Consider the following 22236-nt stretch of genomic DNA (forward strand, 5'->3'; position numbering starts at 1 on the left):
CCCGTTTTATTCTGCTCCGCTTTATGCTACCTATTTTATCGTCTTTGAACCTGAAGATTAGCGCCAGCCGCGCCGTCGTGGCTTTCGCTATTGCGGGTGTTGCCCTGGCAATGGCCGGCTGTAAATATGAGTCGGTGCCCGCGCCCGATTCCGGGGCCGGCTACTATCCGGTGGCAGTGGGCAATTTCTGGACCTACGCCGTGGCCGACTCCATCTGGAGCCAGGCCACGCAGACGGTGCCCAGTGTGGTCACGGCTACGGCTTACCAGTTCAAAGAAACGATTACGGAGGAGTTCACCGACGCGGCGGGCAAAAAGGTCTTCCGGCTGGTGCGTTCCAAGCGGCAAGGCACTTCCCAGGAATTCAAGAACGACAGCGTGTTTGTGTTGAGCGCCACCGGCCAGTCGGTGGTGCTCAATCGAAACAACACGCGCACCTTGGAATTGATATTTCCGGTTCGCGATGGCCGGCTCTGGAACTTCAATGCCTTCAACAACAACTTCAACGACACCATAACGGCCGAAACCCGCCGCTACAGCCGGGTGGGAGAGCCCTTTACCACCCGGGCAGTGGCCGGCAGCCCCGCCCAGACGTTCGCCAACACCGTCACCACCGCCAACGCCGGCACTGCGGCCGAAAACAGCCTGCTGAAACGCATTGGCTACCAGCAGGTGTTTGCCAAAGGAGTAGGCCCGGTTTATCGGCGGCGCGACTACTTCCTCAACTACAACTACACCGACTCCCGCACCGGCAACCAAATTTACGTGCCAGGGTCGTACTTCTTCGGTTTCTCGCGTCGCGAGACCCTTATCGACTACGGCCCGCGCTAAGTGCGCTGGGACGCCTTCCTAACTTATTTCCCGTTCCTGCTAAATGGCAGCTTCCTCGATTAAATGGCTGATTCTGGTGGTGGCGAGCGGGGCGCTCAGCGTGTTGGCGGCTGCGCCGGCGGCGGGACAGGGCACGGTGCGCCGGCATCTGGTGTACTTCCGCGACAAGGCCGGTACGCCGTTTACGGTGGCGCAGCCCCAGGCATTTCTGTCGGCGCGGTCGTTGGCGCGCCGCAGCCGGCAGGGCATTGCCGTGCTGCCCCGCGATTTGCCGGTGAGCCCGGCCTACGTGGCGCAGGTGCGGGGCGTGGCCGGCAAAGTCACGGTGCATTATACCTCGCGCTGGTTCAACGCCGCCGTGGTTTCCTGCGATTCTGTGACACTGGGCCGCATTGCGGCGCTGGCCCCGGTGCGTAGCGCCAGCACCCTCAACCGCAGCTTTCAGGCGCACACGCCGGTGCCGGCCCCCGCGCAGGTGCCACGCCCGCGGCCCGCACCGCCGCCGCCAGCCGCGCCCAATACGGCCCGGCCTACCGCCAAAACGAGCAGATTGGCGCCCTGGCCATGCACGACGCCGGCTTCCGGGGCGAAGGCATGCAGATTGCCGTCTTTGATGCGGGCTTTCCGGGGGTCGATAAGATTTCGGCCCTGCAGCCCCTGTTTCAGGACAAGCGTCTGGCGGGCACCCGCAATTTCGTGGACGGTGGCACCAGTGTTTACATCCGCAACGGCCACGGTACCAACTGCTTGTCGACCATGGCCGGCAACCAGCCGGGCTTCTACATTGGCAGCGCCCCCAAGGCGACCTTCCACCTGTGCATCACCGAAGACACCAACTCCGAGCACCCCATAGAAGAAGCCAACTGGCTGGCCGCCGCCGAATACGCCGACTCCGTGGGAGTGGATATCATCAGCTCCTCGCTGGGTTATACCACTTTTGACCGGCCCTCAAAATCCTATACTTACGCCGACATGAACGGGCGCACGGCCATCAGCACGCGGGCGGCTACGATGGCGGCGCGGGTGGGCATATTGGTGGTGAACGCGGCGGGCAACGAAGGCGACGACCCCTGGCGCTACATTTCGGCGCCCGCTGATGCCGATTCCATTATCTCGGTCGGTGCCGTGGATTCCCTGGGCAACCGGGCGAATTTCAGCTCCTTTGGCCCCACCGTCGACGGACGCATTAAGCCTACGCTGTCGGCCATGGGGCAGGCCGCCGCCGTGCTTTCGCCCAACGGCTCCGCGTTTCGCGGCAACGGTACTTCCTATGCCTGCCCGGTGCTGGCGGGCATGGCGGCCGGGTTCTGGCAGGCCAATCCCACGCTCACAGCCCAGCAAGTCATTGCGGCCCTGCGCGCCACGGCCTCACAAAGCGCCGCGCCCAACAACAACCTGGGGTACGGCATTCCGAACTTTGTGACCGCTCACAACGCCATTAACCCCGCCAAACCCCTGCAGCCCAACGGCCGGCAGCCTGCCGATGGCCTGGGCCTGTACCCAAACCCCACCGGCGACGGCGCCCTGACGCTGGCCCTGCCCGAGGCGCTGCGGGGCCAGCCGCTGCGGGTGCGCATCATCGACGGGCGCGGCGCGCTGGTGACGCAGCTGCAGCTGCCGGCGGCCACTGGCAGCGAGGTGGCCCTGCGGCTGGGCCACCTCGCCAAAGGCGCTTACACCTGCGAGGTGAGCGCCGGGAACACGCGCCGCTCGGCGCGGTTTGTACAGGAGTAGTCCAGATAGTTTTTTTGAGTGGAAAAGGCCGGCGGAAATGCCGGCCTTTTTGCATGATTTTACCGTGGATTTTGGCTTGTTTTTGAGGGCGGTATTTCGTAATTTTAAAGCTCAAACCCACCCTATTTTCTTGCATTACATGTTGCAAATGATGATTTCCAAGCGCATTGGGCGCCGCCAGTTTCACTTTACGGTGCAGGGCAATAATTTTCATGAAACCGTGGCCGAATACGACCGGCTGAGCTTTCCAGACGTGGCCGCGTGCGGCCTCTGCGGCTCCGACAACCTGGACCTGACCAGCCGCGTAGCCCAGGACAAATTCAAGTACACCTCCGTGAAGTGCCTGGACTGCCGCGCCGACCTTACTTTCGGCAAAACCCAGAAGGACGACCAGACCGTGTTCCTGCGCCGCCGCGAAGGTGGGGAACTGGACTGGAAAGCGCTCGAAAAAGCGGTTTAGCAAATCATTCGGCCGCCCGGCCGGTTACACCCCCTCGAACGGCATCCTGACAGCAGGGTGCCGTTCTTTGCGTTACCGCGTGGGGCTGTCCCACTCACTATGCCCCATTTTCATGTTCACCGGAATTATTGAAGCCCTCGGCACCATCGTCGCTGTGGAGAATCACGGCACCAACCGCCATTTCACCGTCGCGTCGCCTTTTGCCGCCGAGCTTAAAATAGACCAAAGCGTGGCGCACGACGGCGTGTGCCTCACCGTGGTGGCCGTGGACGCGGCCGCTGGTACCCACGTGGTCACGGCCATTGATGAGACCATGCGCGTGACCAACCTCCTTCAGTGGCAGCCCGAGCGCCACGTCAACCTGGAGCGCTGCTTGGCCGCTACGGGCCGTTTCGACGGCCACATTGTGCAGGGCCATGTCGACGCCACGGCAACCTGCCTGAGCGTGACCGACCAGCAGGGCTCCTGGCTGTTCCGGTTTGGGCACGAGCCCGGACCTGGCCGCCTCACCGTGGAAAAAGGCTCCATTTGCGTGAACGGCACCAGCCTGACCTGCTTCGAAAGCACCGACGACGGCTTCACCGTGGCCATTATCCCGTACACCTACGAGCACACCAGTTTTCAGCAGCTGCGAGCCGGGGAAACTGTGAACCTGGAATTTGATATAGTGGGCAAGTACGTGGCCAAGCTGCTGGGTAAATAAAAAACGAGCAAAGCGGGGGTGCAACGAATAAGACGGAATGCCGGTCAGGCAGTAAACCACAACCTTTTTCGTAATGAAAATACTGCACCCTCTAAACGTCTTATTTGCCCTGCTAACCTCCCTTAGCGGCTGCACCAAAGCGGACGGCCCCACGCCGGATGGTGACAGAAGCTGCCTCGAAAAACAGGAGGTACCCGTGAGCGCACACAGCATCAACGCGCGCGAAAAGGCCACGGCAGACCAGCTGTTTGCCGCCAACGGCATTGATAAGCGCAATTTCCGGTACACCGGCTATTTGCGGGAGGAACTGAAGACCTACTACCCGCCGTATGCTACGTTTGACGAGCAGGTGGTGCGGGTGGAGGAGTATACGAATGGCCTGCGGATATTCACCGGGCAGCTGAATTTTCTCTTTCGAAACGGCGCGTTCAACTTCCGTGCGGGCTCCGCCAGCGGAGGCACCAGCCTTGATGCTACTCCCAGCGGTACGCCGGAAAGCATCGGCGTGGTATTCCGTGCCGCCCTCAACGAGTACGGCGGCCCCGGTTCCCAGCCGTGTGTAGTGGTGGAGTTTGGGTATTACAACCTGAATGCCGGCACCAGCAATGCATCCGAGCGGCTGGTGAAAGCTTGGAAAGCCTCGCTTAAGGGCAGTGAGTATCCTTTCGCTTATTTCGAAGACAAGGAGGGCAAGCTTATTTACTACGACAACGGAATCAGGACCTTTCGGTAGATGGTAGCCAGGGGAGTAGGGCTGACTTGTAGTTGCCGCCCGTAACCCAGGGCGACAGGGACGACGGCCATCACGGCAACCGCAAGCCAGCCAGATAAGTAGCCCATCCGGCAGCGTTGTGGCCTTTTTAGGAGATAGCGGCAAGCCTCGTCAGTGTTTCCGGGGTAACAGTTGGGCAACGTCGGCAGGCGGGCCAAAAAAAGTTTCTGCCTCCCGTAGCGCCCGGGCATCGTCCTGAATGTCGTTGGGGCGGGAGCCTGAGCCGTAGAGCATGCCGCCCCAGTTCATCTGCATGAAGGCGGCGGTGAGCAGCAAGCTGCCTTCCAGGGGCTGGGCGTCGGGCCGGGCGCCGCTGCCTACCACTATCGACCACAGCGTCTTACCCTTCACCTGCTCCCGAAAATTAAGGTTGGCGGTACGCAGCCAGGCGCTCCAGTAGTCGAGGTACTGCTTGGCGTGCCCGGGCAGGTTGTACATATACAGCGGCGTGACCAGCACCACATCGGTGGCATGTAGGGTGGCCTCAAGCAGCAGGCGGGCATTGCCGACGGGCGGCTGGTAGCCGGCGCCGTGGCGCAGGTCCGTGAAATCGGGCAGGGGAAAATCGTGCAGATTCAGCCATTGCTGCTCGTCGTGCGCCGGCAGCGCATGGGCCGCGCAATAGGCCAGCTGTTCGCTGTTGCCAAGGCGGCGCGAGCTGGAGAGCAAGAACAGAAACCGTCGCCCGGGACTAAGCATGATAATAGTGACTACGTAGTGAGCGGCCCCCACCGTGGCGCCCAGTACCGGTAAACGAAGCCCGCCAGCACTCCCAGCAAGCCCCCCAGAAAGGCTCCACCCAGCACATCGGTGGGGTAATGGGCCCCAAGATACACGCGGCTGTAGGAAAGCAGTGCGGCCCAGGCAAATACGCTCAGGCGGAGAAGTTTGAAACGACCCTTCGGCAACGTAGTAGCCATAAACACGGCCAGTGCCATGGAGTTGGAAGCGTGCGAGGAGAGGAAGCCAAATTGCCCGCCGCAGCCACCGGGTAGGTAGAGCTGCGAGAAAATAGCGGGGTCGTGACAGGGGCGAAGGCGCGCAAAAAACGGCTTAAACAGCCGGCTGGTAATGATGTCGGCCAAGCCCACTGCTGCCAGCACCAGCGGCAGCAGGAGGATGGCCCGGCGGCGAAACACGTAAATGAACCAGCCAATGAGTAGGGCATACACCGGAAACCACACCAGGCGGTCGGAGGCGAATACCATCACGGCGTCGAGCGCCGGGCTGCGCAGGTGGTTGATGGCCAGCAGCAATTGCCGGTCGAGGTGCTTAATGGTTTCAATCATCGGCGAGCCAGTCTACTCCTTTGCGCAGCCAGGCCAGGGTGGTAGCCTCGGGAGAATGGGGCGCGGGGGGCGCCGGATTGTAGGCCCAGCCGGTGCGGGGCGGCAGGCTCATGAGAATGGATTCGGTGCGCCCGCCGGTTTCGAGCCCGAACCGGGTGCCCCGGTCAAAAGCCAGGTTGAATTCGGCGTAGCGGGCGCGCCGCAGGCTTTGCCAAGCCTCTTCCCTTGCCGAAAACGGCAGGGCATGATTCTCGGCCATCAACTGCGTGTAGAAAGGCCCAAATAACTCGGCCACGTCCTGCACAAAGTGGAACAACTCCTCGGCCGAGCCGTCGGTGCCCACGGTCAGACGGTCAAAGAAAATGCCTCCTACGCCGCGCGTTTCCTGGCGGTGGGGTAGGTAAAAATAATCGTCGGCCCAGCGCGTGAATTTGGGATAATACGCCGGGTTGTGCCGGTCGCACACGGCGCGCAGCCGCTCGTGGAAGCGCCGCGCCTGGGCTTCGTCCACGTAAATGGGCGTCAGGTCGATGCCGCCGCCGAACCACGCCTCGCCGTTGCCAGCCTCAAAGTAGCGCACATTCATGTGGATGATGGGCACCCGCGGGCTGTGCGGGTGCAGCACCACGCTCACGCCCGTGGCATAAAAAGACGGGTCGGGCATGTGCAATTGCCGGGCCGCCGCGTCGCTCATCTGCCCCCACACCGCCGAAAAGCCAACGCCGCCTTTCTCCAGAATCCGGCCGTTTTCCAGCACTTTGGAGCGGCCGCCGCCGCCGCCTTCGCGCTGCCAGGCATCGGTGAGAAACCGGGTGGGGCCAGCATCGGCCGTTTCCAGCTGCTGGCACAGCCGCAACTGGAAATCAGCCAGCCACGCTTCAATTTCGGGACGGATGGTAAGCGAAAGGGAGGAAGATGCTAACATTTGACCGCAGTAGGGGCAGAAGGGTACGCTGGGGCAAAATACCAGAAAGCCCCAAGCGGCCCGCTGGTCTTTGCCGCTACAAAGATAGGGCGGCGGGGGAAGCGTACTTTTGTGCCCTAACTTCTCCTGCCCCTGATGTCTGAATTCGCAGTTTCCGATTCCACCAACCTGGCCTCCACTCGTGTAACCGCTGCGGCGGCAGCGGCGGCTGCTGCTTTTACTGCCCCCACGCCCTCCTCAACCGCCCGGCCTACGCCGGAACTGCTGCGCCGCGCCTACAGCCTGATGCACACGGCCGCCGCCATGGCCACGCTCTACGAAGAGGAGAAAGCAACGGCCGCGCGCTATGTGCACGCCACCGCCCGCGGCCACGAAGCCGTGCAGCTGGCGGCCGCCTTCCTGCTCACCGAAACCGACTACGCCGCGCCGTATTACCGCGACGATGCCCTGCTGCTGGGCCTGGGCCTGCGCCCCTACGAGCTGATGCTGCAGCTGCTGGCCAAAGCCGATGACCCGTTTAGCGGCGGGCGCACCTACTACGCGCACCCCTCGCTTCGGCGGGCAGGCATTCCGGTCATTCCCCATCAAAGCTCGGCTACCGGCATGCAGGCCATCCCGGCCACCGGCATGGCCCATGCCATTCACTACTTTGAAAAGCAGGGCCTGCGCATTGACGCGCCTCAGGGCAAACAGGGCGGCGGCCACGATAAGCCCCTGGTGCTGTGTTCCATCGGCGATGGTGCCATGACTGAAGGCGAAGTAGCCGAGGCCCTGCAAATGGCCGTGCTGCACCAGCTGCCCATCGTGTACCTGGTGCAGGACAACGACTGGGGCATATCCGCCACCGGCCGCGAGATGCGGGCCATGAATGCCTACGAGTTTGCCGCCGGCTTCCCGGGCCTGCACCGCCTGCAGGTAGACGGGGCCGATTTTGGCTCCTCGTACCAGGGCCTAGCGGCGGCGTTTGCGCACGTCCGGAGCCGGCGCGGCCCCGTTTTGGTACACGCCAAATGCCCCTTGCTGGGCCACCACACCAGCGGCGTGCGCCGCGAGTGGTACCGCCACGACTTGGCCAGCCACCAGGACCAGGACCCACTGCCCCGCCTACACGCGCAGCTGCTGCAAATGGGTTTTGCCGAGAAAGAGCTGGCGGCGTTGGAAACGGCCGCCCAGGCTACTGTGCGCGCCGACTGGGAAGCTGCCGTGGCCGCGCCCAATCCCGACCCCGCCACCTTCGCTGACCATGAATTTGCGCCCGCCGCCGTGACCGCCGAAACCGGCGAGCGCAGCCCCGCCGGAGCCGAAAAAGCCCTGATGGTGGATGCCGCCCTGCACGCCGTGGACGATATTCTGCGGGAGTTTCCGGAAGCTCTTTTTTATGGGCAGGACGTGGGCGGCGAGCTGGGCGGCGTGTTCCGCGAGGCCGCGTTGCTCGCCAAAAAATACGGCGAGAGCCGGGTATTCAACACCCCCATTCAGGAGGCCTACATTGTGGGCAGCACGGCGGGCATGACGGCCGTAGGGGCCCGGCCCATTGTCGAAATTCAGTTTGCGGACTACATCTGGCCGGCGCTCAACCAGCTGGTGGAGGAACTGTCCAAGTCCTGCTACCTCACCATGGGCAAGTTTCCCGTGCCGGCCCTGATTCGGGTGCCGATTGGGGCCTATGGCGGCGGCGGTCCGTACCATTCCGGCTCCATTGAAAGCACGTTGCTCACCATTAGAGGCATAAAAGTAGTGTACCCCAGCAATGCGGCCGACATGAAGGGCCTGATGCGCGCCGCCTTCCTCGACCCCAACCCCGTGGTGATGCTAGAGCACAAAGGCCTGTACTGGAGCAAAGTGCCCGGCACCGAGGAAGCCAAAACCGTGGAGCCCGCCGCAGGCTACGCCATTCCCTTGGGCAAAGCGGCCGTGGCCCAGAGCGCCGACCCCGACAAGCTGCGCCGGGGCGATACTGCCCTGGTAGTGACCTACGGCATGGGCGTGCACTGGGCCAAAGCCGCCAGCCGCGACTTTGCCGGGCAGGTCGAGATTCTGGATTTGCGCACCCTCAACCCCCTGGATTTTGACGCCGTGACGGCCGCCACGCGCCGCCATGGCAAGGTGCTGGTGCTCACCGAAGAGCCGCTCATGAACAGCTTTGCCGAAAGCCTGGCGGGCCGCATTCAGCGCCACTGCTTTGAGGTGTTGGACGCGCCCGTATTCACCCTGGGCGCCGCCAACATGCCCGCTATTGCCCTGAACGTAGAGCTGGAGCGGCAAATGCTGCCCAGTGCGGCCAAAGTAGCCACGGTACTGGGGGAGTTGCTGAGCTACTGATGCATTTGAATCATAAAAAAGAGAGGCGGCACCAAGTGGTGTCGCCTCTCTTTTTGGCGGAAAGCCTGCCCTAGAAGGGATAGCCGATGCCCAAGTTGAAGGCCGGGCGGTTGGCATCGGTATTGAAATTGCGGATTGCCCAGCGTTGGGCCGACGGGGCAGTGGGGTCGTATATCTTGGCCGCAATGTCGAGGCGCAGGATGAGAAAGGTGAAGTCGAAGCGGATGCCAACGCCCGAACCAACGGCAATCTGCCGGTAGAAGCTGTTGAGCTGGAACTGGGCCTCGGGGCGCTTGTAGTTGCCAATCGAGTCTTTCTGCTCCTGCAGGCCCCATACGTTGCCAAAATCCGTGAAAAAGGCTCCTTTTATAAAATTGTAGATGGGGAAGCGGTATTCGGCGCTGCCTTCCAGCAGCAGTTCGCCCGGTTGCTCGGTGAGGTAGTCGCGCACTACCTTCCCGTCCTCGAGGCGGGTGGGCGTGAAGCCACCGGGGCCCAACCGGCGGGGCTGCCACGCGCGCAGGCTGGTGGAACCGCCGGCAAAGAAGGACTTGTCGTAGGGCACCACGTACTGGCTGGCACCTGTTTCCCGGTCTTTGGAGCGCGTGAGCGCGTGCACGAGGCCCCCGTTGAGGCGCCATACAAAATACGTTTGGGGCGAGAGGCGGTGGTAGCGGCGGTAGTCGGCGCTGAACCGGGCAAAATCGTACACGTTGAGCCCCGCTTGCTCAAAAAGTGCGTCCTGGTACAAGCTCCGGGTTACGCCCCCGATTTCGGCAAACATGCGCAGGTATTTGGCGTCGCGGGTCTGGTTGAAGTCGTTGGAGTTGTAGAGCGAAGTGAAGCTAAAGCTGGGTTCGAGCAAGCTCACAAAAGAGCGGAACAGCGAGGAGCCATCATTCTCCCGCAATTCTTTGAGCCGTTGCGTGAAATCTTTGCTTTGCTTGGGAGTGTTCACCAACGTCACAATCACCGGCGAAAACACATACTGGTGAAAGGGCGAGCTTTGCCAGAGGTAATCGTAGGCAAACTCAAAGTTGGAGCGCGTGTATTCGGGCCGCTTCACGTAGGTCTCCGACAAGGAAAACCGCGTTTTGGGGTTGAACCGCGCCATTCGGTTGTTGAAGTTGAAGGGCACCAGAAACCGCGGCAGCACCAGCGCCGCCGTGGCTCCCAGTTGGGTTGTGTACACGGCCTGGGTATTGTCACCCGTTACGCCCGCTACACGCACTGATTGGCCTTCAAAACCAGCGCGCACGCCCAATTCCAGCACTTCGGCCCCGCCGAAAGGGTTCCGGGTTTTCAACCGCAGGTTGATGAATGGTCCGGGTAAGTAGGCTACGTAAGTGCCGCCCACTTCGCTGGTTTCAGAGAACTTGGGGGCCGGCGAGGCGTTGATAACCGCCACCAGCTCCCCGGTACTGGGCTTCATTCCGGTGCTGTCGGCGTTCGGCGGGTCGTCTACCTTCTGGTAGGTGAGGGTATTGAACCGGAACATGTCCAGGTCGGCCAGCAGGCGCTGGGTTTGCAGGGTGCGGGCCAGGCTGTAGCGCTGCCCGGGGCGCACCAGCACCTTGCGCGCCAGCGTGCGGGTGCTGAACTTCTGCTGGTAGGCCGCGAAATGAACCGAGTCAGTTACGGCGGTGTCGGTGCGCACGCCCAGGCTGGGGCGCTCGCGCAGGGCGCCGGCGGTGCCGGCCCGGCGCAGGGTGTCGCCGGTAGCGCTGCGCAGGGTGCGGCCCACGCCCGCATCGGTCACAAACCGCACCTGCTGCACGGTGTACACGCGGTGGCCCTGGCCGGGGGCAGGGTTGGCAATGAGGGTGCGCAGGCGCACTGTAAACGCCTCGTAGCTGGTGTCGGCCTCCAGGGTGATGTACTGCTGCCGGAAATCGTAATAGCCGGCGTTCTTCAGAAGCGTTTCGAGGCGGGCGCGCTCTTCGCCAATCAGTACCTCGTTGTAGCGGTCGTTTTCCTTGAGCAGCGTGGCCGCCTGGCCGCTGCGCACCACGGCCGCCACGCCCGAATCCGGAATGCTGGGCTCTTGCAGGCGGTAGAAAAAGGGCTTATTCTCGACGACGTTATACGTCACCGATACGCGGCGGTAGCGCTTGGTCGCATCGAGGGAATCAGGCTTGCTGGGCAGGATGGACCCTATCGATTTAAGGGCCCGCGTCACCAGGCTGGGACGGTAGCGGGCGGTGTCATCGGCCGTGACCCGGGCCCGGAAAAAACCCTGTGAATGCAAATAAACAGTCATTTGTTCCACCGAGCGCCTGGTCAGGGCCGTGTCGTACACCACGGGGGGCTCGCCCAGCCGCATGATGGAGTTGCCTTTGTCGAGCACCAGCTGCTTGCGGTTCAGCTGGCGCTCGCGCCGCACCAGTAGCTTGCCCAGCTCGGCCGAGTCGGTGCCGGCGGCCCGCATGCGGGCATCGTATTTGTTGCGGATGGCCCGCTGCTTTTCGCGAATGCGCGCCGAGTCGTATAAGCTATAGCCCAGGTGGTATATGGCCAGCTTGGGCAGGGGGAACCGCGTGTTGGGCTGTTGTTGGGCCAGGGCTACGAGTCGTTCCTGGTCGGCCTGTTCCACGCCCTGCACCTCTACGCGGCTGAGCAGGCGCTGGCCCGGCCGCAGCAACTTAAACGGCGAGCAGGCGGCCAGCACCAGCAGCCCCAGCAGCGAGGCGGCGCGCCAGCTCAGCCGGCTGGGCCGTAGCTTCGGGGTATTATTAGACGGTAATGATTTCAAAAGCACTTGGCAAATACGTGCAGTCGCTGCACCAAAAAAAATACCGGCAACGCCACGGCGCGTTTCTGGTGGAAGGCGGCAAAAGCGTGTTGGAGCTGCTAAGTTCTGACCTGGAAGCCGAACACGTGCTAGTCACGGCCGAGTTTGTTGCCCAGCACCGCGCGCATCTGCCCGCGCACCTGGCCCTCACTATATCCACAGAATACGAATTAACGCAGCTGGGCACGCTGGCCACCAATACCACCGCCCTGGCCGTGGCCCGCCTTCCCGCCGAAAAACCTTTGCCTGCAACGCTGCCCGAAACCGGTTTGTTGCTAGCTCTGGACGAAGTGCGCGACCCCGGCAACCTCGGCACCCTGCTGCGCCTGGCCGACTGGTACGGCCTGCCCGGCGTGGTGCTCAGCCCCGGCTGCGCCGACGCCTACTCGCCCAAAACGGTGGCCGCCACCATGGGCGCCTTCGCGCGGGTGCACGTCTGGGAGCGTGACTTGGCCGCGTGGCTGCCCACGCTGCCCGCGGTCGTTGGTGTTTTCGGCGCCGACCTGCAGGGCGACAACGTGCATCGCCTCACCCTGCGCCCTTCCGGCGTGCTGGTGATGGGCAGCGAGTCGCATGGCCTCACGCCCGCGGTGGAATCCTGCCTTACGCGCCGGCTGCACATTCCGCGGGGCGCCACCGGCGGCGCCGAAAGCCTGAACGTGGCCATTTCAGCGGCTATTCTGTTGGATAATTTTTTCCGTAATCAATAGCAGGAATTCTTTCGCTTCATAACGGGCAGGAGAAGGTGTCAGCAGTTTGCCAACGCATTCAACAGGCAATCAAAAGCCCCGACTCTTGCAGGAGTCGGGGCTTTTGCTGGTGGCAGAGGGACGTGAGCGTAGTAGAAAGTAATGGTTAGAAAATACGTACCCCGAAGCTGAGCACCTGCGCCTGGGGACCGGCGTTATTTTTGAACAGGTCGTTCATGTTGTACTTGGCAAAAAACTCCAGGCTGCCGTAGCCAATGGTGCCCTGGGCGCCGTACAGGAAGTTTTCCAGGTTGTAGCGGCCTTCCTCTTTCTCCTTATCGCTATTGCCATCGGTGAGGTACTTTATCTTGGTGTGCGAGCCGAGGCGGTAGCCCACAAACCCGCCGGCTCCCAAGCGGAAAGTTGGCTTATAGTGCGAATCGCGCAGCTTGAGGTGCAACATCAGCGGTACGTTGATGGAGGAAGTGGCAAGCTTCGATTTCTGCAATTGGCGGCCGTCCGAAATTTTCTCAATGCTGGTGATGCCGTTGGCGTTGACCCACTGGTTGTTGCCGCTCAACATGTAGTTGTTGAACGCGAACTGGGAACCGAGCGCCAGGCTTAAGGGGCTGCGTTTGCCGCCGAGGCGGGTCCCCCAGTCAAACCCGATATTGAAGTAACGCGAGCCCGCCGTGCGTAGGTGATACTCGCGGGTGCCTTGCGCGGTGCGATTTTCTTGATTGACCAACGCATTCAGTCCCAGGTCTATGATGAAGTTGGAGTAGCTCCGTTTGTTCTCAAATTGTTTTAGGCGGGTAGAATCGGCCTTGGCCTGGCGCTGCTCCTTCGATTTGCCCTCCGCTTTGTTGTAGGATTTACTGCCGTCTTCGTCGGTGGTCACCGTCACGCCAAAGGTCTTGTTCAGCACCACGTCCACGCGGTTGGTGTTGGCCGTTTTCTTGCGGGTGGTGATGCGGATTTGCTCTGGCAGGTTTTTGCCGGGCTGGTCTTTGTCGGGATAGAACTGCAGCGTTACCTGGTCGGTTTTGGCCGTTTTGGCCGCCGTTTCGGCTTGCGTGATATAGCCGGCCAGCCGCGAAGTGAGCGAATCGAGCTGGTAGTTTTTCATCTGGCGCAGCTGGGCCGCGTCGCGCACCACCAGCGTAAGGGTGGCTTGGTTGGGCAAGCGCACCACAATGGTGTCTTTGGCCAGCGTGCGGGGAGTGAGCGGGGCGGCCTGAACGTCGGTAAGGCCGCCGCTCAGGGCCACAGTAAGCAGAAATAAGGGGAGAAAAGCGCGTTGCATGATTTCTAAAGTTGAAGATTAGAGCTGAATGGATTTGGTGAGGGTGCGGCCGGCGATGACGGCCTGCACGGTCACGTTTTGGGGCAGGCCCGCGGCCTCGGCCAAGCTCACCCGCTCGCCCCGCACCAGGTTTCCGGCTTGCTGGAGCAGGCGGCTGCCCAAGCGGCGGCGGTCGTCGGAGGCCGCCATGGCAGCGGCCACGCTGCTGGCCCGGCTGGGCCGAGCGTCGGGGCTGCCGCCGTTGCGAACATCCACCGTAATGATTTCGGCGGCGGCCACGATGGTGGCGGGTACTGCGCTGGCGGGGACGATTTCCGCCGCCGGCGCAGGTTTGGAATTGCTGGCCACTACCGGCCCCGGCTTGGTAGCCGGCACCTGCTCGTCAGCAGGGGTAGCAGAGGCCGGGCGGCTGGCCGACCGAGTAGTAGTCCGGGCTACCAGGGGAGCGGGGGCGGGGGCCGCGTCCGGCCGCCGGTTCACTCCTTTCAAGTAGCGAGGCGACTGCTCGGAAGCGGACATCCTGGCCTTTGGTGCGGTAGATGCCACCTCGGTAGGGCGGGTTGCCTGCGCCGTAGAAATATTTTGTTGGACAGGCGAAAGTGCATTTGCGGCCGGCTCCTGGGCGTTGTTAGCTACGGCAAACTCCTCCACCGCCGCACTGGGTCGGATGTCGGTAGCGGCTGCCGGAGTAGTACGGGTGGGCTGCATGGCTACGGTACCCGCTGGCGTATTGCCCGAGGGAAAGCCCAGCCACAGGCCCGCGCCGCCCACTACCAGCAGCAGGGCCACGGCCGCGGCCAGCGCCATGGGCCACCACGCGGCGGCGCGACGCTTTTTGGGGCGCAGGTGCTCGTCTTCGAGGCGCTCCCACAGCTGGCGGGCGGGCGTCGTGGCGTGGCCATTGAGGCCTTGCTGGAACAGGTGGTCGAGCCGCTCGGGACTGGGGGAGTCCGTGCCGGCCGCGGTGGACTGGGCCTGCAGGCGCGCCCATAGGTCGTCGGCGGGCGGGGTGGGGTGCCCGTCCAGCTTCTGCCGGAATAAGTCGTCTATATCTTCAGGAGGCATAGTATTAATTACTGGTAATGGCGGAAAACTGCACCCGCCGCTGAAGCATGGCGCGGGCCTTGCTCAGCTGCGATTTGCTGGTGCCCTCGGTGATGCCCAGCAGCTCGGCAATTTCCTGGTGGCCGTAGCCTTCCAGGGCGTAGAGGTTGAACACCGTGCGGTAGCCAGCGGGCAGGGTGGCCAGCAGGCCCATTAGGTCCTCGGCCTGCAGCTGCGTGTCGGCGGTGGCGGCGGTCACGGCCAAATTTTCGGGCTGCGCAAACTCCTCAAACGACACGGTCATCATTTCGCGGTGGCGCAGCTGCATCAGGGCTTCATTCACCATAATGCGCCGCACCCAACCCTCGAAGCTGCCCTCGAAGCGGTAGTTGGGCAGGGCCCGAAACATCTTGGCAAACCCCAGGATGAGGGCTTCTTCGGCATCTTCGCGCCGCTTGAGGTAGCGGCGGCACACGGTCAGCATCAGCCCGGCCAGGCGGTCATAGAGCTGGCGCTGGGCCCGGTGCTCGCCCCGCACGCACGCAGCGATGAGTTCGGCTTCGGTGGTCACGGTAAGAGTAGGCAAAGGGCAGAAACGCTGGTGAGACAAGGCGGCAGATGCGAAAGTAGGAAGAAGGGTTGCCCGGGGCGCTAAAAAACTTTGCCAGCAGCGCCGGGTAGTTATGCATGCAGGCCCGCTGCCGCGCCCGTGGGTAGCTTGCGGCTGGCCGGTCACCACCGACCAGCCCCGAATCAAGAACGATTCGGGCCGTTTTTGCAGATTTATCCCGCATGGAGTTGCTTTCAGTATCAGGCATCAGGTTAGAAGAGCGCGGGCAGGAGGTGCTGCAGTCGATTAGTTTCACACAGCAGGCGGGCCAGAAGCTGGCCCTGGCCGGCGAGTCGGGCACGGGCAAAAGCACCCTACTGCAAGTCATTGCGGGCCTTATTCAACCCAGTGTGGGCACCGTGCTGGTGCAGGGCCAACGCGTGCGCGGCCCCGCCGACACGCTGGTGCCCGGCCATCCCGGCGTGGCCTACCTCACCCAGACCTCCGAACTGCCGCATTCCCTACGCGTGGAGCAGGTGCTACGCTACGCCAACAAGCAGCCCGCCGCCGCCGCCCATTCTCTGTACGAGCTTTGCCGCATCGACCACCTCCTGGCGCGGCGTACCGAACAGCTCTCCGGTGGCGAGCAGCAACGCGTGGCCCTGGCGCGCCTGCTGCTCAGTACCCCGCAGCTGCTGCTGCTCGATGAGCCCTACTCCAACCTGGACCGGACGCATAAGCAGGTGCTGCAGCAGGTGATAGCGGACGTGAGCTCGCGCCTGAATATTACCACCCTGCTGGTTTCGCACGACCCTGCCGACATACTGTCCTGGGCCGACAGCATCCTTGTGTTGCGCAAAGGTCACATCGTGCAGCAAGACATCCCTGAACGCATTTATTACCAACCAGCCACCGAATACACTGCTGCCTTATTCGGTGATTACAGCCTGGTACGCGGCGCCGACCGCCAGGCCCTGAAGCCCGTAAGCGCGCGCCGGGCGGATGCTACGGTGCTGCTGGTGCGGCCGGAGCAGTTCCAGCTGGGGCCAGCGAAAAACGGCCCCCTGCGGGGTACCGTGAGAAGCGTCCGGTTCTTCGGCAGCTACTATATCCTTGAAGTTGAATTACCGGAAACAATCGTCCGCGTTCGAGCGGAGAAAGATGCCTACCGGCCCGGTACTGTCGTTGCGGTTTCCCTAAAGTCCCGAGCAGGATGGGACATGAAAGCGCCTAAGGACATTAAGTAGCGACTTGGATTGGGGTAATTGTGCCCGGCAGGCGTCCGATGGGGGGGGGGGACGCGCAGGGAACGCGGAATTAGGTATCGGATGACTCCTTAGAGCCTATCCGAAAAGGGAAACAGCGTCACCCAAAAAGACAATTATACCACGTAATTCGAGCGCAGGCAAAATGGAGCATCGCCAGGTAATTTTCTGGTTTTTGGCCCAGCGAATCAGCAGGTGCCGAAAGCGGTTGAGCCAGGAATGGGTGCGCTCCACGACCCAGCGGCGGGCCTTCTGCCCGGCTTTTTTGGCCTGCGCCTCTTCGCCTCGCGGCCGGATGTGGGCCGTGTAGCCATGGGCGGCCACGATTGCGCGCACCTGGGCGTAGTCGTAGCCCGCGTCCAGGCACAAGCCCTGCTCGCCGCCGCCGGCCACGTGGGCCTGCCGGGCCGCTTCAGCGGCGGGCGGCAAGCTGTTCAACGTGCTTTCCGTCAACTTCATGTCGTGCCGGTTGGCCCCCTCCAGCACCAGCCCCACCGGCATGCCCCGCGCCTCGGTCAAGAGGCTGCGCTTGACGCCGCCTTTGGCGCGGTCCGTGGGGTTGGGGCCGGTTTTTTTTCCCGCCCAACGGCGCTTTGTGCAGCGAACCGTCGAGTGCCAGCCAGTCGAAGTCGAGGCCAATCAAGTCCTCGTAGTCCTGCAACGCCTCGTTCCAGAGCCGGGCAAAGACGCCGGCCTGCACCCACTGCTGGAACCGGCTATGGGCCGTGCTCGACGAGCAAATCCCCGTCGCACTCAGCGCTTTCCATTGGCAGCCCGTGCGCAGCACGAAGAAAATACCGTTCAACACTTGCCGATCGGGGATGCGCTGGCGGTGTCGGCCCAGCGGATGGGGCTTGGGCGTGTGCACGGGCAGTAAGGGCGAGAGGCGTGCCCAGAGCGTGTCGGAAATCGTGAACTCTTGTGTCGTGGCCATGCCGCTAAAATACCACTTCTTCAACTCCTATCCGGATAGCCTCTAAGTGGAGGTGCAAAAGCCCTTGATAACGGAAATGAACAATCCCGGCTTTATAATGGACAAAAAAATTATAATGCAATAGGTTCAGTATAAGTAGCTGTAAACCAATAATATACAGGTAAACTTATTTTATATAAACAATCTTATTGCTGTTTAATCATGTTTTTGATATGATATATCGCAGATAAAGTGGTTATTTGGTCAGAACTAAATCATCCAATGCTTAACCAGAGCCGTTTGTCGACCCTTTCGTTGCCCTCGCTGCCGTTTTTTCCGGTTACCTGCCGGGAAGGCTCCACGTTGCTGAGGGGCCGCACCCGGCGGGCCCTTACGGCGGAGGAAATCACGAGGACGTGCGAGGTATTGCTGGCAGCCGCGATTCGGCGAAGGTGTGCGTTCTGGCTGCTTGACGGCCGCGTGAACACCACGGTCCACCCCGCAGAGCTGCACGAATGGCTACAGGAAGACTACTTCCCGCGGGTGCGAGTGCAATTGGGCCAGCCCCCGTGCATTGCCCTGCTCGTGGCTCCCTGCTTATGGCAGGATATGTTCAGCATGGGCCTGGACGCGCCCGCCCAGTGGCCCACGTGGAGCGCCCGGGTTGGATGGTTCAAGGAAGAGCGCGACGCCTTGGCGTGGTTGCGCCACCAAGGCGCTCAGGCACGCACCCGCCTGCAGCTGGCCGGTGAGGAACGGCAGCCGCTTCAGGCGGGCCAGTACCAACAATTGTCGTTCAACTTTTAGCCAGCACCTGAGGGTTGATTTTCAGCACCGTCTGGGCTGCGTTTTAGTATTGGCCAATGGAGAGCAGGACCAGCGTGCAGGCTTCCTCCGTAAGAATGCCGCGCTCGTGCGCCATTCGCTCCAGCTCCGGGTTCTCGGTGCCAGGGTTAAACAGAATGCGGCGAGGTTTCAAATCCAGAATGTAGTAGTACCAGCCTGGCTGATTCTGCGGACCCACGTAGAGCGTCACGGTATCAACGTCGGGAGCCTGGGGCCGGTCGGTATGAATGTTCAGGCCGGCAACCTGGCCTTTGCGAATGCCCACGGGCAGGACTTCGTGGCCGTGGTTTTTCAGCATGTGCACCGCTCGGAAAGAATACCGGGCAGGATTATCAGAAGCGCCGAGAACGAGGGTCTTTTTCATATCAAGCAGTGTAAGGGGGAAAGAGCTAACGATTTTGAGCGTAGCCGAAAGACTTAACTTCAGGGCTCACTGTCTGCTGCCGCTGTTGGCTGCAGAGCCAGACCATTCAAAACTGCTTTATGAGTACTCGTTCAGCAGTCAACGGGTTATTAAGTAGTCATGCAGCAGTAACGGTAATACGTTTGAACGTCATGCTGAGCTTGTCGAAGCAGCTCGCCCGCGCAACCAATTAGGTTTGCTGACGCGGTAGAGATGGTTGGACAAGCTCAGCATGACAGTTTTTAAGTTACTGTTGCTGCTGTGCGACTGCTTAATACCTAACCATCGGTTGTGAGACAAAGCGTTAGCCACATACCAACAACGAACAACCACCAACTCAAACGGCCCTTACGCGAAAACCGCCATCACCGCTTCAGCGCACCGCTCGCCGTCCATCGCGGCCGACACGATGCCGCCCGCGTAGCCGGCCCCTTCGCCGCACGGAAACAGCCCCGCTACCACGGGGTGCTGCAGCGTATCCCGGTCGCGGGGAACGCGCACGGGGGCCGAGGTGCGGCTTTCGACCCCCACAATCTGGGCGGCGTTGGTGGCGAAGCCCGGAATTTTGCGGCCGAAGTCGCGGAAGCCTTGGCGGAGCCGCTCGGCAAGGGCGGCGCCCAGCACTTCGTCCATGCGCACCGAAACCAGGCCCGGCTGGTAGGAGGTTTCAAGCAGATGGGCCGAAAGCTTGTTATCGAGGAAATCCCCGAGCAGCTGGGCCGGGGCGCGTTGGGTGCCACCCGCCGCCTGGCAGGCACGCTGCTCCACCGCCTGCTGAAACCGCAGCCCGGCCAGGGGGCCGTATTGCTCCAGATCCAGGTCTGACAGCTCCACGGCCGCCACAATGCCCGAATTGGCAAAACGGGAGTCGCGGCGGCTCGGCGACATGCCGTTTACCACTACCTCGCCCGGCGCCGTAGCCGCCGGCACAATAAAGCCACCGGGGCACATGCAAAACGAAAACACCCCGCGCTGCTCGCCCTGCACTTCGGTTTGGTGCACCAGTGCGTAGGACGCCGCCGGCAGCAAGCCCCGCTCGGGGCGCCGATATTGGGCCTGGTCGATTAGCGCCTGGGGGTGTTCCACGCGGACCCCCAGGGCAAAGGGCTTGGCTTCGATGAGCACCCCGCGCCGGTGGAGCAATTCATAAATGTCGCGGGCCGAATGGCCGGTGGCCAGAATGGTGGCATCAGCTTCCAGCACTTCGCCGCTGGCCGTTACCACTCCCCGCAGGCGGTTGTCGTCCAGGAGCAGGTCGGTCACGCGGGTATCGAAGCGTACTTCGCCGCCCGCTTCGATGATGGCCTCCCGCAGGGCCTGCACCACGGCCGGCAGCTTGTTGGTGCCGATGTGGGGGTGGGCGTCAATCAGAATATCGGGGGTGGCGCCGTGCTGCACAAAGCGCCGCAGCACCCGGCCCACATCGCCGCGCTTCGTGGCGCGGGTATAAAGCTTGCCGTCGGAGTACGTACCGGCGCCGCCTTCGCCAAAACAGTAATTCGAATCGGGATTTACCAATTGCTCTTTATTGATGGCCGCTAGGTCGCGGCGTCTTGCACGCACGTCACGGCCGCGTTCCAGCACAATGGGTTTCAGCCCAAGCTCAATGCAGCGCAGGGCGGCAAAAAGGCCGGCTGGTCCGGCACCAATGATGAGGACGGCGCGAGCCGTTATATTAACATTTGGATAAATAAACCAAGGGCCGATAATATCCATTGGCGTGCCATATGTGTATATGTCGGCGCGTAACCTCACTACCGCCTGCCGGCCACGCGCATCAATTGAACGCTTGCGTAGATGCACAAAATCAACTTCTCCCGGCTTGTAGCCAGCGTGTTCAATTAGTGCTTCGTAGCGGGCAAATTCATCGAAAGCTACTTCGGGAGGAAGTAGGGCTTCTATTTCTAGTTTTAACATTTGTGTAATAAGAAAGGTAGCTATCCTTTATGTGGTTCTGCGGCAAAGTGCAACACCAACGCAAAGTTACAAGCGGTGAAGGGGGCAAGCAGTGGGTGCCGAAACAGGCGAATGAAGAGTCCATTGACCAGCCTTCTGGGTATTACTTTGCTGCATGATGCCACTGCCCGCTCCTCAACAAACTGTTTCGCGCCTGCGCTCCATCGTCAGTGGCTCCATCGGTAACCTGGTGGAGTGGTACGACTGGTATGCTTACTCGGCCTTTGCATTGTATTTCGCTCCGGTTTTCTTTCCCAAGGGCAGTACCACCGCGCAGCTGCTGAATACGGCGGCCATTTTCGCAGTGGGTTTCCTCATGCGTCCGCTCGGGGCATGGCTGCTGGGCATCTACGCCGACCGACACGGGCGACGGGCCGCGCTGTTGCTTTCGGTGCAGCTTATGGCGGGGGGCTCGCTGCTGATTGCCGCAACGCCGGGCTATGCCACCATTGGGGTAGCGGCACCGGCCCTGCTGCTCCTGGCCCGCCTGATTCAGGGCATCAGCGTGGGCGGAGAATACGGCACTTCGGCCACCTATCTCAGCGAAATGGCGGGGGCCCGGCACCGCGGCTTCTGGTCTAGCTTCCAGTACCTCACCCTCATGGGCGGGCAGTTGCTGGCCCTCACGGTGCAGCTGGGCTTGCAGCGCACCCTCAGCCCGGAGCAGCTGGGCGAATGGGGCTGGCGGATTCCTTTTGTGATTGGGGCTGTGGCGGCCATTGGTGCCCTGTACCTGCGCACCCACATGGGCGAAACCGCCGCCTTTGAGGAGCAGCAACGCGTGCGCGTCACCGACGACCCCGAGGGCGAAGGCTTGGCTCCATCGCCGGGCCAGATGCGGCAGCTGCTCCAGCACCCACGGGCCGTGCTCACGGTGGTGGGGCTCACCCTGGGCGGGACGCTGGCGTTCTACACCTTCACTACCTACGCGCAGAAATTCCTGGTCAACACCTCGGGCTTCTCCAAAGAGCAGGCCACGCTTATCTCCTTTGTGGTAATGGCCGTGGCCCTTCTATTCCAGCCCTTGATGGGGGCCATTTCGGACAAGGTGGGGCGGCGGCCGGTGCTCCTGCTCTTTGGTATTGGGGCCACCCTGGGCACGGTGCCGGTGCTGCGGCTTCTGGCATCTACCACCGATGCGTGGCTGGCAGCCGGCTTGCTGGTGGCCGCGCTGTTTGTAGTCAGCGGCTACACGTCCATCAGCGCGGTAGTAAAAGCCGAGCTATTTCCCACCAGCATTCGGGCTTTGGGCGTGGGGCTGCCCTTTGCCCTCACGGTAGCCATTTTTGGCGGTACGGCAGAATACGTGGCGCTTTTTGCCAAAAACCAGGGCGTGGAAGAGTGGTTTTATTGGTACGTCACGGTGTGTGCTTTCCTGTCGCTACTGGTGTATTGGCGCATGGGCGAGCCCCGCGCCTCGGGCCTCATGGATGACTAG

Annotated in this window: 20 protein-coding genes and 2 pseudogenes; 11 read left to right on the top strand and 11 right to left on the bottom strand. The window is 62.0% G+C overall.

The window, feature by feature from the left end:
• The first annotated feature begins 23 nt into the window (after positions 1-23).
• Complete coding sequence (locus tag BEN47_RS11315; protein WP_125921631.1) at positions 24-830, top strand: hypothetical protein; 807 nt, start codon at positions 24-26, stop codon at positions 828-830.
• A 39-nt stretch (positions 831-869) separates the two neighbouring features.
• Here BEN47_RS11315 and BEN47_RS11320 read toward each other — a convergent pair whose 3' ends face one another.
• A complete protein-coding gene (locus tag BEN47_RS11320; protein ID WP_070728533.1) occupies positions 870-1079 on the bottom strand; it encodes a hypothetical protein in 210 nt (69 codons plus the stop codon).
• Here BEN47_RS11320 and BEN47_RS23100 point away from each other — a divergent pair.
• From BEN47_RS23100 to BEN47_RS11340, 5 genes and pseudogenes are all read left to right on the top strand, one after another.
• Positions 1018-1203 (top strand): annotated as a pseudogene (locus BEN47_RS23100) (peptidase S8); the annotation flags it as partial. The gene BEN47_RS11320 and the pseudogene BEN47_RS23100 overlap by 62 nt on opposite strands.
• A gap of 191 nt (positions 1204-1394) precedes the next feature.
• Positions 1395-2564, top strand: coding sequence for a S8 family serine peptidase (locus BEN47_RS11325; RefSeq protein WP_070728534.1), 1170 nt, complete (start codon positions 1395-1397; stop codon positions 2562-2564).
• A gap of 139 nt (positions 2565-2703) precedes the next feature.
• Positions 2704-3024, top strand: coding sequence for a hypothetical protein (locus BEN47_RS11330; protein ID WP_125921632.1), 321 nt, complete (start codon positions 2704-2706; stop codon positions 3022-3024).
• A 112-nt stretch (positions 3025-3136) separates the two neighbouring features.
• A complete protein-coding gene (locus tag BEN47_RS11335; protein WP_070728536.1) occupies positions 3137-3727 on the top strand; it encodes a riboflavin synthase in 591 nt (196 codons plus the stop codon).
• A gap of 73 nt (positions 3728-3800) precedes the next feature.
• On the top strand, positions 3801-4460 hold the full coding sequence (locus BEN47_RS11340) for a hypothetical protein (RefSeq protein WP_070728537.1): 660 nt from the start codon (positions 3801-3803) through the stop codon (positions 4458-4460).
• 150 nt (positions 4461-4610) lie between these two features.
• Here BEN47_RS11340 and BEN47_RS11345 read toward each other — a convergent pair whose 3' ends face one another.
• The 3 genes from BEN47_RS11345 to hemF are packed head-to-tail and all read right to left on the bottom strand — an operon-like array spanning position 4611 to position 6713.
• The gene (locus BEN47_RS11345; RefSeq protein ID WP_070728631.1) at positions 4611-5198 is read right to left on the bottom strand and encodes a flavodoxin family protein; all 588 of its coding nucleotides are present in this window, start codon (positions 5196-5198) and stop codon (positions 4611-4613) included.
• Positions 5199-5209: 11 nt separating this feature from the next.
• Complete coding sequence (locus BEN47_RS11350) at positions 5210-5788, bottom strand: phosphatase PAP2 family protein (RefSeq protein WP_070728538.1); 579 nt, start codon at positions 5786-5788, stop codon at positions 5210-5212.
• The gene (gene hemF / locus BEN47_RS11355; RefSeq protein WP_070728539.1) at positions 5781-6713 is read right to left on the bottom strand and encodes an oxygen-dependent coproporphyrinogen oxidase; all 933 of its coding nucleotides are present in this window, start codon (positions 6711-6713) and stop codon (positions 5781-5783) included. Before hemF ends, BEN47_RS11350 begins: the two co-directional genes overlap by 8 nt.
• A gap of 285 nt (positions 6714-6998) precedes the next feature.
• On the opposite strand from hemF, the gene BEN47_RS11360 reads away from it, so the two are divergent.
• A complete protein-coding gene (locus tag BEN47_RS11360) occupies positions 6999-9035 on the top strand; it encodes an alpha-ketoacid dehydrogenase subunit alpha/beta (RefSeq protein WP_438830502.1) in 2037 nt (678 codons plus the stop codon).
• A gap of 70 nt (positions 9036-9105) precedes the next feature.
• Here BEN47_RS11360 and tamL read toward each other — a convergent pair whose 3' ends face one another.
• Complete coding sequence (gene tamL, locus BEN47_RS11365) at positions 9106-11787, bottom strand: translocation and assembly module lipoprotein TamL (RefSeq protein WP_125921633.1); 2682 nt, start codon at positions 11785-11787, stop codon at positions 9106-9108.
• Between tamL and BEN47_RS11370 the strand changes: the two genes are divergently transcribed.
• Positions 11778-12536: an RNA methyltransferase gene (locus BEN47_RS11370; protein ID WP_070728541.1), complete on the top strand. Its 759-nt coding sequence runs from the start codon at positions 11778-11780 to the stop codon at positions 12534-12536. The two genes, tamL and BEN47_RS11370, sit on opposite strands and share 10 nt — an antisense overlap.
• A 145-nt stretch (positions 12537-12681) precedes the next feature.
• Here BEN47_RS11370 and BEN47_RS11375 read toward each other — a convergent pair whose 3' ends face one another.
• Genes BEN47_RS11375 through BEN47_RS11385 form a run of 3 tightly spaced genes read right to left on the bottom strand, consistent with a single transcriptional unit; the run spans position 12682 to position 15451 of the window.
• The gene (locus BEN47_RS11375) at positions 12682-13821 is read right to left on the bottom strand and encodes a porin family protein (protein WP_070728542.1); all 1140 of its coding nucleotides are present in this window, start codon (positions 13819-13821) and stop codon (positions 12682-12684) included.
• A gap of 18 nt (positions 13822-13839) precedes the next feature.
• Positions 13840-14886, bottom strand: coding sequence for a hypothetical protein (locus tag BEN47_RS11380; RefSeq protein ID WP_070728543.1), 1047 nt, complete (start codon positions 14884-14886; stop codon positions 13840-13842).
• 4 nt (positions 14887-14890) lie between these two features.
• Positions 14891-15451, bottom strand: a complete 561-nt coding sequence (locus tag BEN47_RS11385; protein WP_083322345.1) for an RNA polymerase sigma factor — start codon at positions 15449-15451, stop codon at positions 14891-14893.
• 206 nt (positions 15452-15657) lie between these two features.
• On the opposite strand from BEN47_RS11385, the gene BEN47_RS11390 reads away from it, so the two are divergent.
• Positions 15658-16662: an ABC transporter ATP-binding protein gene (locus BEN47_RS11390; RefSeq protein ID WP_070728545.1), complete on the top strand. Its 1005-nt coding sequence runs from the start codon at positions 15658-15660 to the stop codon at positions 16660-16662.
• A gap of 118 nt (positions 16663-16780) precedes the next feature.
• Here BEN47_RS11390 and BEN47_RS11395 read toward each other — a convergent pair.
• Positions 16781-17614 (bottom strand): annotated as a pseudogene (locus BEN47_RS11395) (IS5 family transposase).
• A gap of 279 nt (positions 17615-17893) precedes the next feature.
• Between BEN47_RS11395 and BEN47_RS11400 the strand changes: the two are divergent.
• Positions 17894-18400 (top strand): hypothetical protein, encoded by a 507-nt coding sequence (locus tag BEN47_RS11400; RefSeq protein WP_125921634.1) that lies wholly within the window; start codon positions 17894-17896, stop codon positions 18398-18400.
• A 43-nt stretch (positions 18401-18443) separates the two neighbouring features.
• Here the strand turns inward: BEN47_RS11400 and BEN47_RS11405 are convergent, their stop codons facing one another.
• Positions 18444-18803, bottom strand: a complete 360-nt coding sequence (locus BEN47_RS11405; protein WP_070728547.1) for a CoA-binding protein — start codon at positions 18801-18803, stop codon at positions 18444-18446.
• Positions 18804-19190: 387 nt separating this feature from the next.
• Positions 19191-20759, bottom strand: coding sequence for an NAD(P)/FAD-dependent oxidoreductase (locus BEN47_RS11410; RefSeq protein WP_070728548.1), 1569 nt, complete (start codon positions 20757-20759; stop codon positions 19191-19193).
• Positions 20760-20913: 154 nt separating this feature from the next.
• Between BEN47_RS11410 and BEN47_RS11415 the strand changes: the two genes are divergently transcribed.
• Positions 20914-22236 (top strand): MFS transporter, encoded by a 1323-nt coding sequence (locus tag BEN47_RS11415; protein WP_070728549.1) that lies wholly within the window; start codon positions 20914-20916, stop codon positions 22234-22236.

It is taken from the genome of Hymenobacter lapidarius, assembly GCF_001816145.1.
In the GTDB taxonomy this organism is placed as follows: Bacteria; Bacteroidota; Bacteroidia; order Cytophagales; family Hymenobacteraceae; genus Hymenobacter; species Hymenobacter lapidarius.

What these genes read in the sequence shown, in the direction of transcription:
- BEN47_RS11315 (WP_125921631.1), top strand. Translation starts at nt 24, where the DNA reads ATGCTACCTATTTTATCGTCTTTGAACCTGAAGATTAGCGCCAGCCGC.
- BEN47_RS11320 (WP_070728533.1), bottom strand. Translation starts at nt 1,079, where the DNA reads ATGCCCTGCCGGCTGCGGCGCGCCAACGACCGCGCCGACAGAAATGCC.
- BEN47_RS11325 (WP_070728534.1), top strand. Translation starts at nt 1,395, where the DNA reads ATGCACGACGCCGGCTTCCGGGGCGAAGGCATGCAGATTGCCGTCTTT.
- BEN47_RS11330 (WP_125921632.1), top strand. Translation starts at nt 2,704, where the DNA reads ATGTTGCAAATGATGATTTCCAAGCGCATTGGGCGCCGCCAGTTTCAC.
- BEN47_RS11335 (WP_070728536.1), top strand. Translation starts at nt 3,137, where the DNA reads ATGTTCACCGGAATTATTGAAGCCCTCGGCACCATCGTCGCTGTGGAG.
- BEN47_RS11340 (WP_070728537.1), top strand. Translation starts at nt 3,801, where the DNA reads ATGAAAATACTGCACCCTCTAAACGTCTTATTTGCCCTGCTAACCTCC.
- BEN47_RS11345 (WP_070728631.1), bottom strand. Translation starts at nt 5,198, where the DNA reads ATGCTTAGTCCCGGGCGACGGTTTCTGTTCTTGCTCTCCAGCTCGCGC.
- BEN47_RS11350 (WP_070728538.1), bottom strand. Translation starts at nt 5,788, where the DNA reads ATGATTGAAACCATTAAGCACCTCGACCGGCAATTGCTGCTGGCCATC.
- hemF (WP_070728539.1), bottom strand. Translation starts at nt 6,713, where the DNA reads ATGTTAGCATCTTCCTCCCTTTCGCTTACCATCCGTCCCGAAATTGAA.
- BEN47_RS11360 (WP_438830502.1), top strand. Translation starts at nt 6,999, where the DNA reads ATGCACACGGCCGCCGCCATGGCCACGCTCTACGAAGAGGAGAAAGCA.
- BEN47_RS11370 (WP_070728541.1), top strand. Translation starts at nt 11,778, where the DNA reads ATGATTTCAAAAGCACTTGGCAAATACGTGCAGTCGCTGCACCAAAAA.
- BEN47_RS11375 (WP_070728542.1), bottom strand. Translation starts at nt 13,821, where the DNA reads ATGCAACGCGCTTTTCTCCCCTTATTTCTGCTTACTGTGGCCCTGAGC.
- BEN47_RS11380 (WP_070728543.1), bottom strand. Translation starts at nt 14,886, where the DNA reads ATGCCTCCTGAAGATATAGACGACTTATTCCGGCAGAAGCTGGACGGG.
- BEN47_RS11390 (WP_070728545.1), top strand. Translation starts at nt 15,658, where the DNA reads ATGGAGTTGCTTTCAGTATCAGGCATCAGGTTAGAAGAGCGCGGGCAG.
- BEN47_RS11405 (WP_070728547.1), bottom strand. Translation starts at nt 18,803, where the DNA reads ATGAAAAAGACCCTCGTTCTCGGCGCTTCTGATAATCCTGCCCGGTAT.
- BEN47_RS11410 (WP_070728548.1), bottom strand. Translation starts at nt 20,759, where the DNA reads ATGTTAAAACTAGAAATAGAAGCCCTACTTCCTCCCGAAGTAGCTTTC.
- BEN47_RS11415 (WP_070728549.1), top strand. Translation starts at nt 20,914, where the DNA reads ATGATGCCACTGCCCGCTCCTCAACAAACTGTTTCGCGCCTGCGCTCC.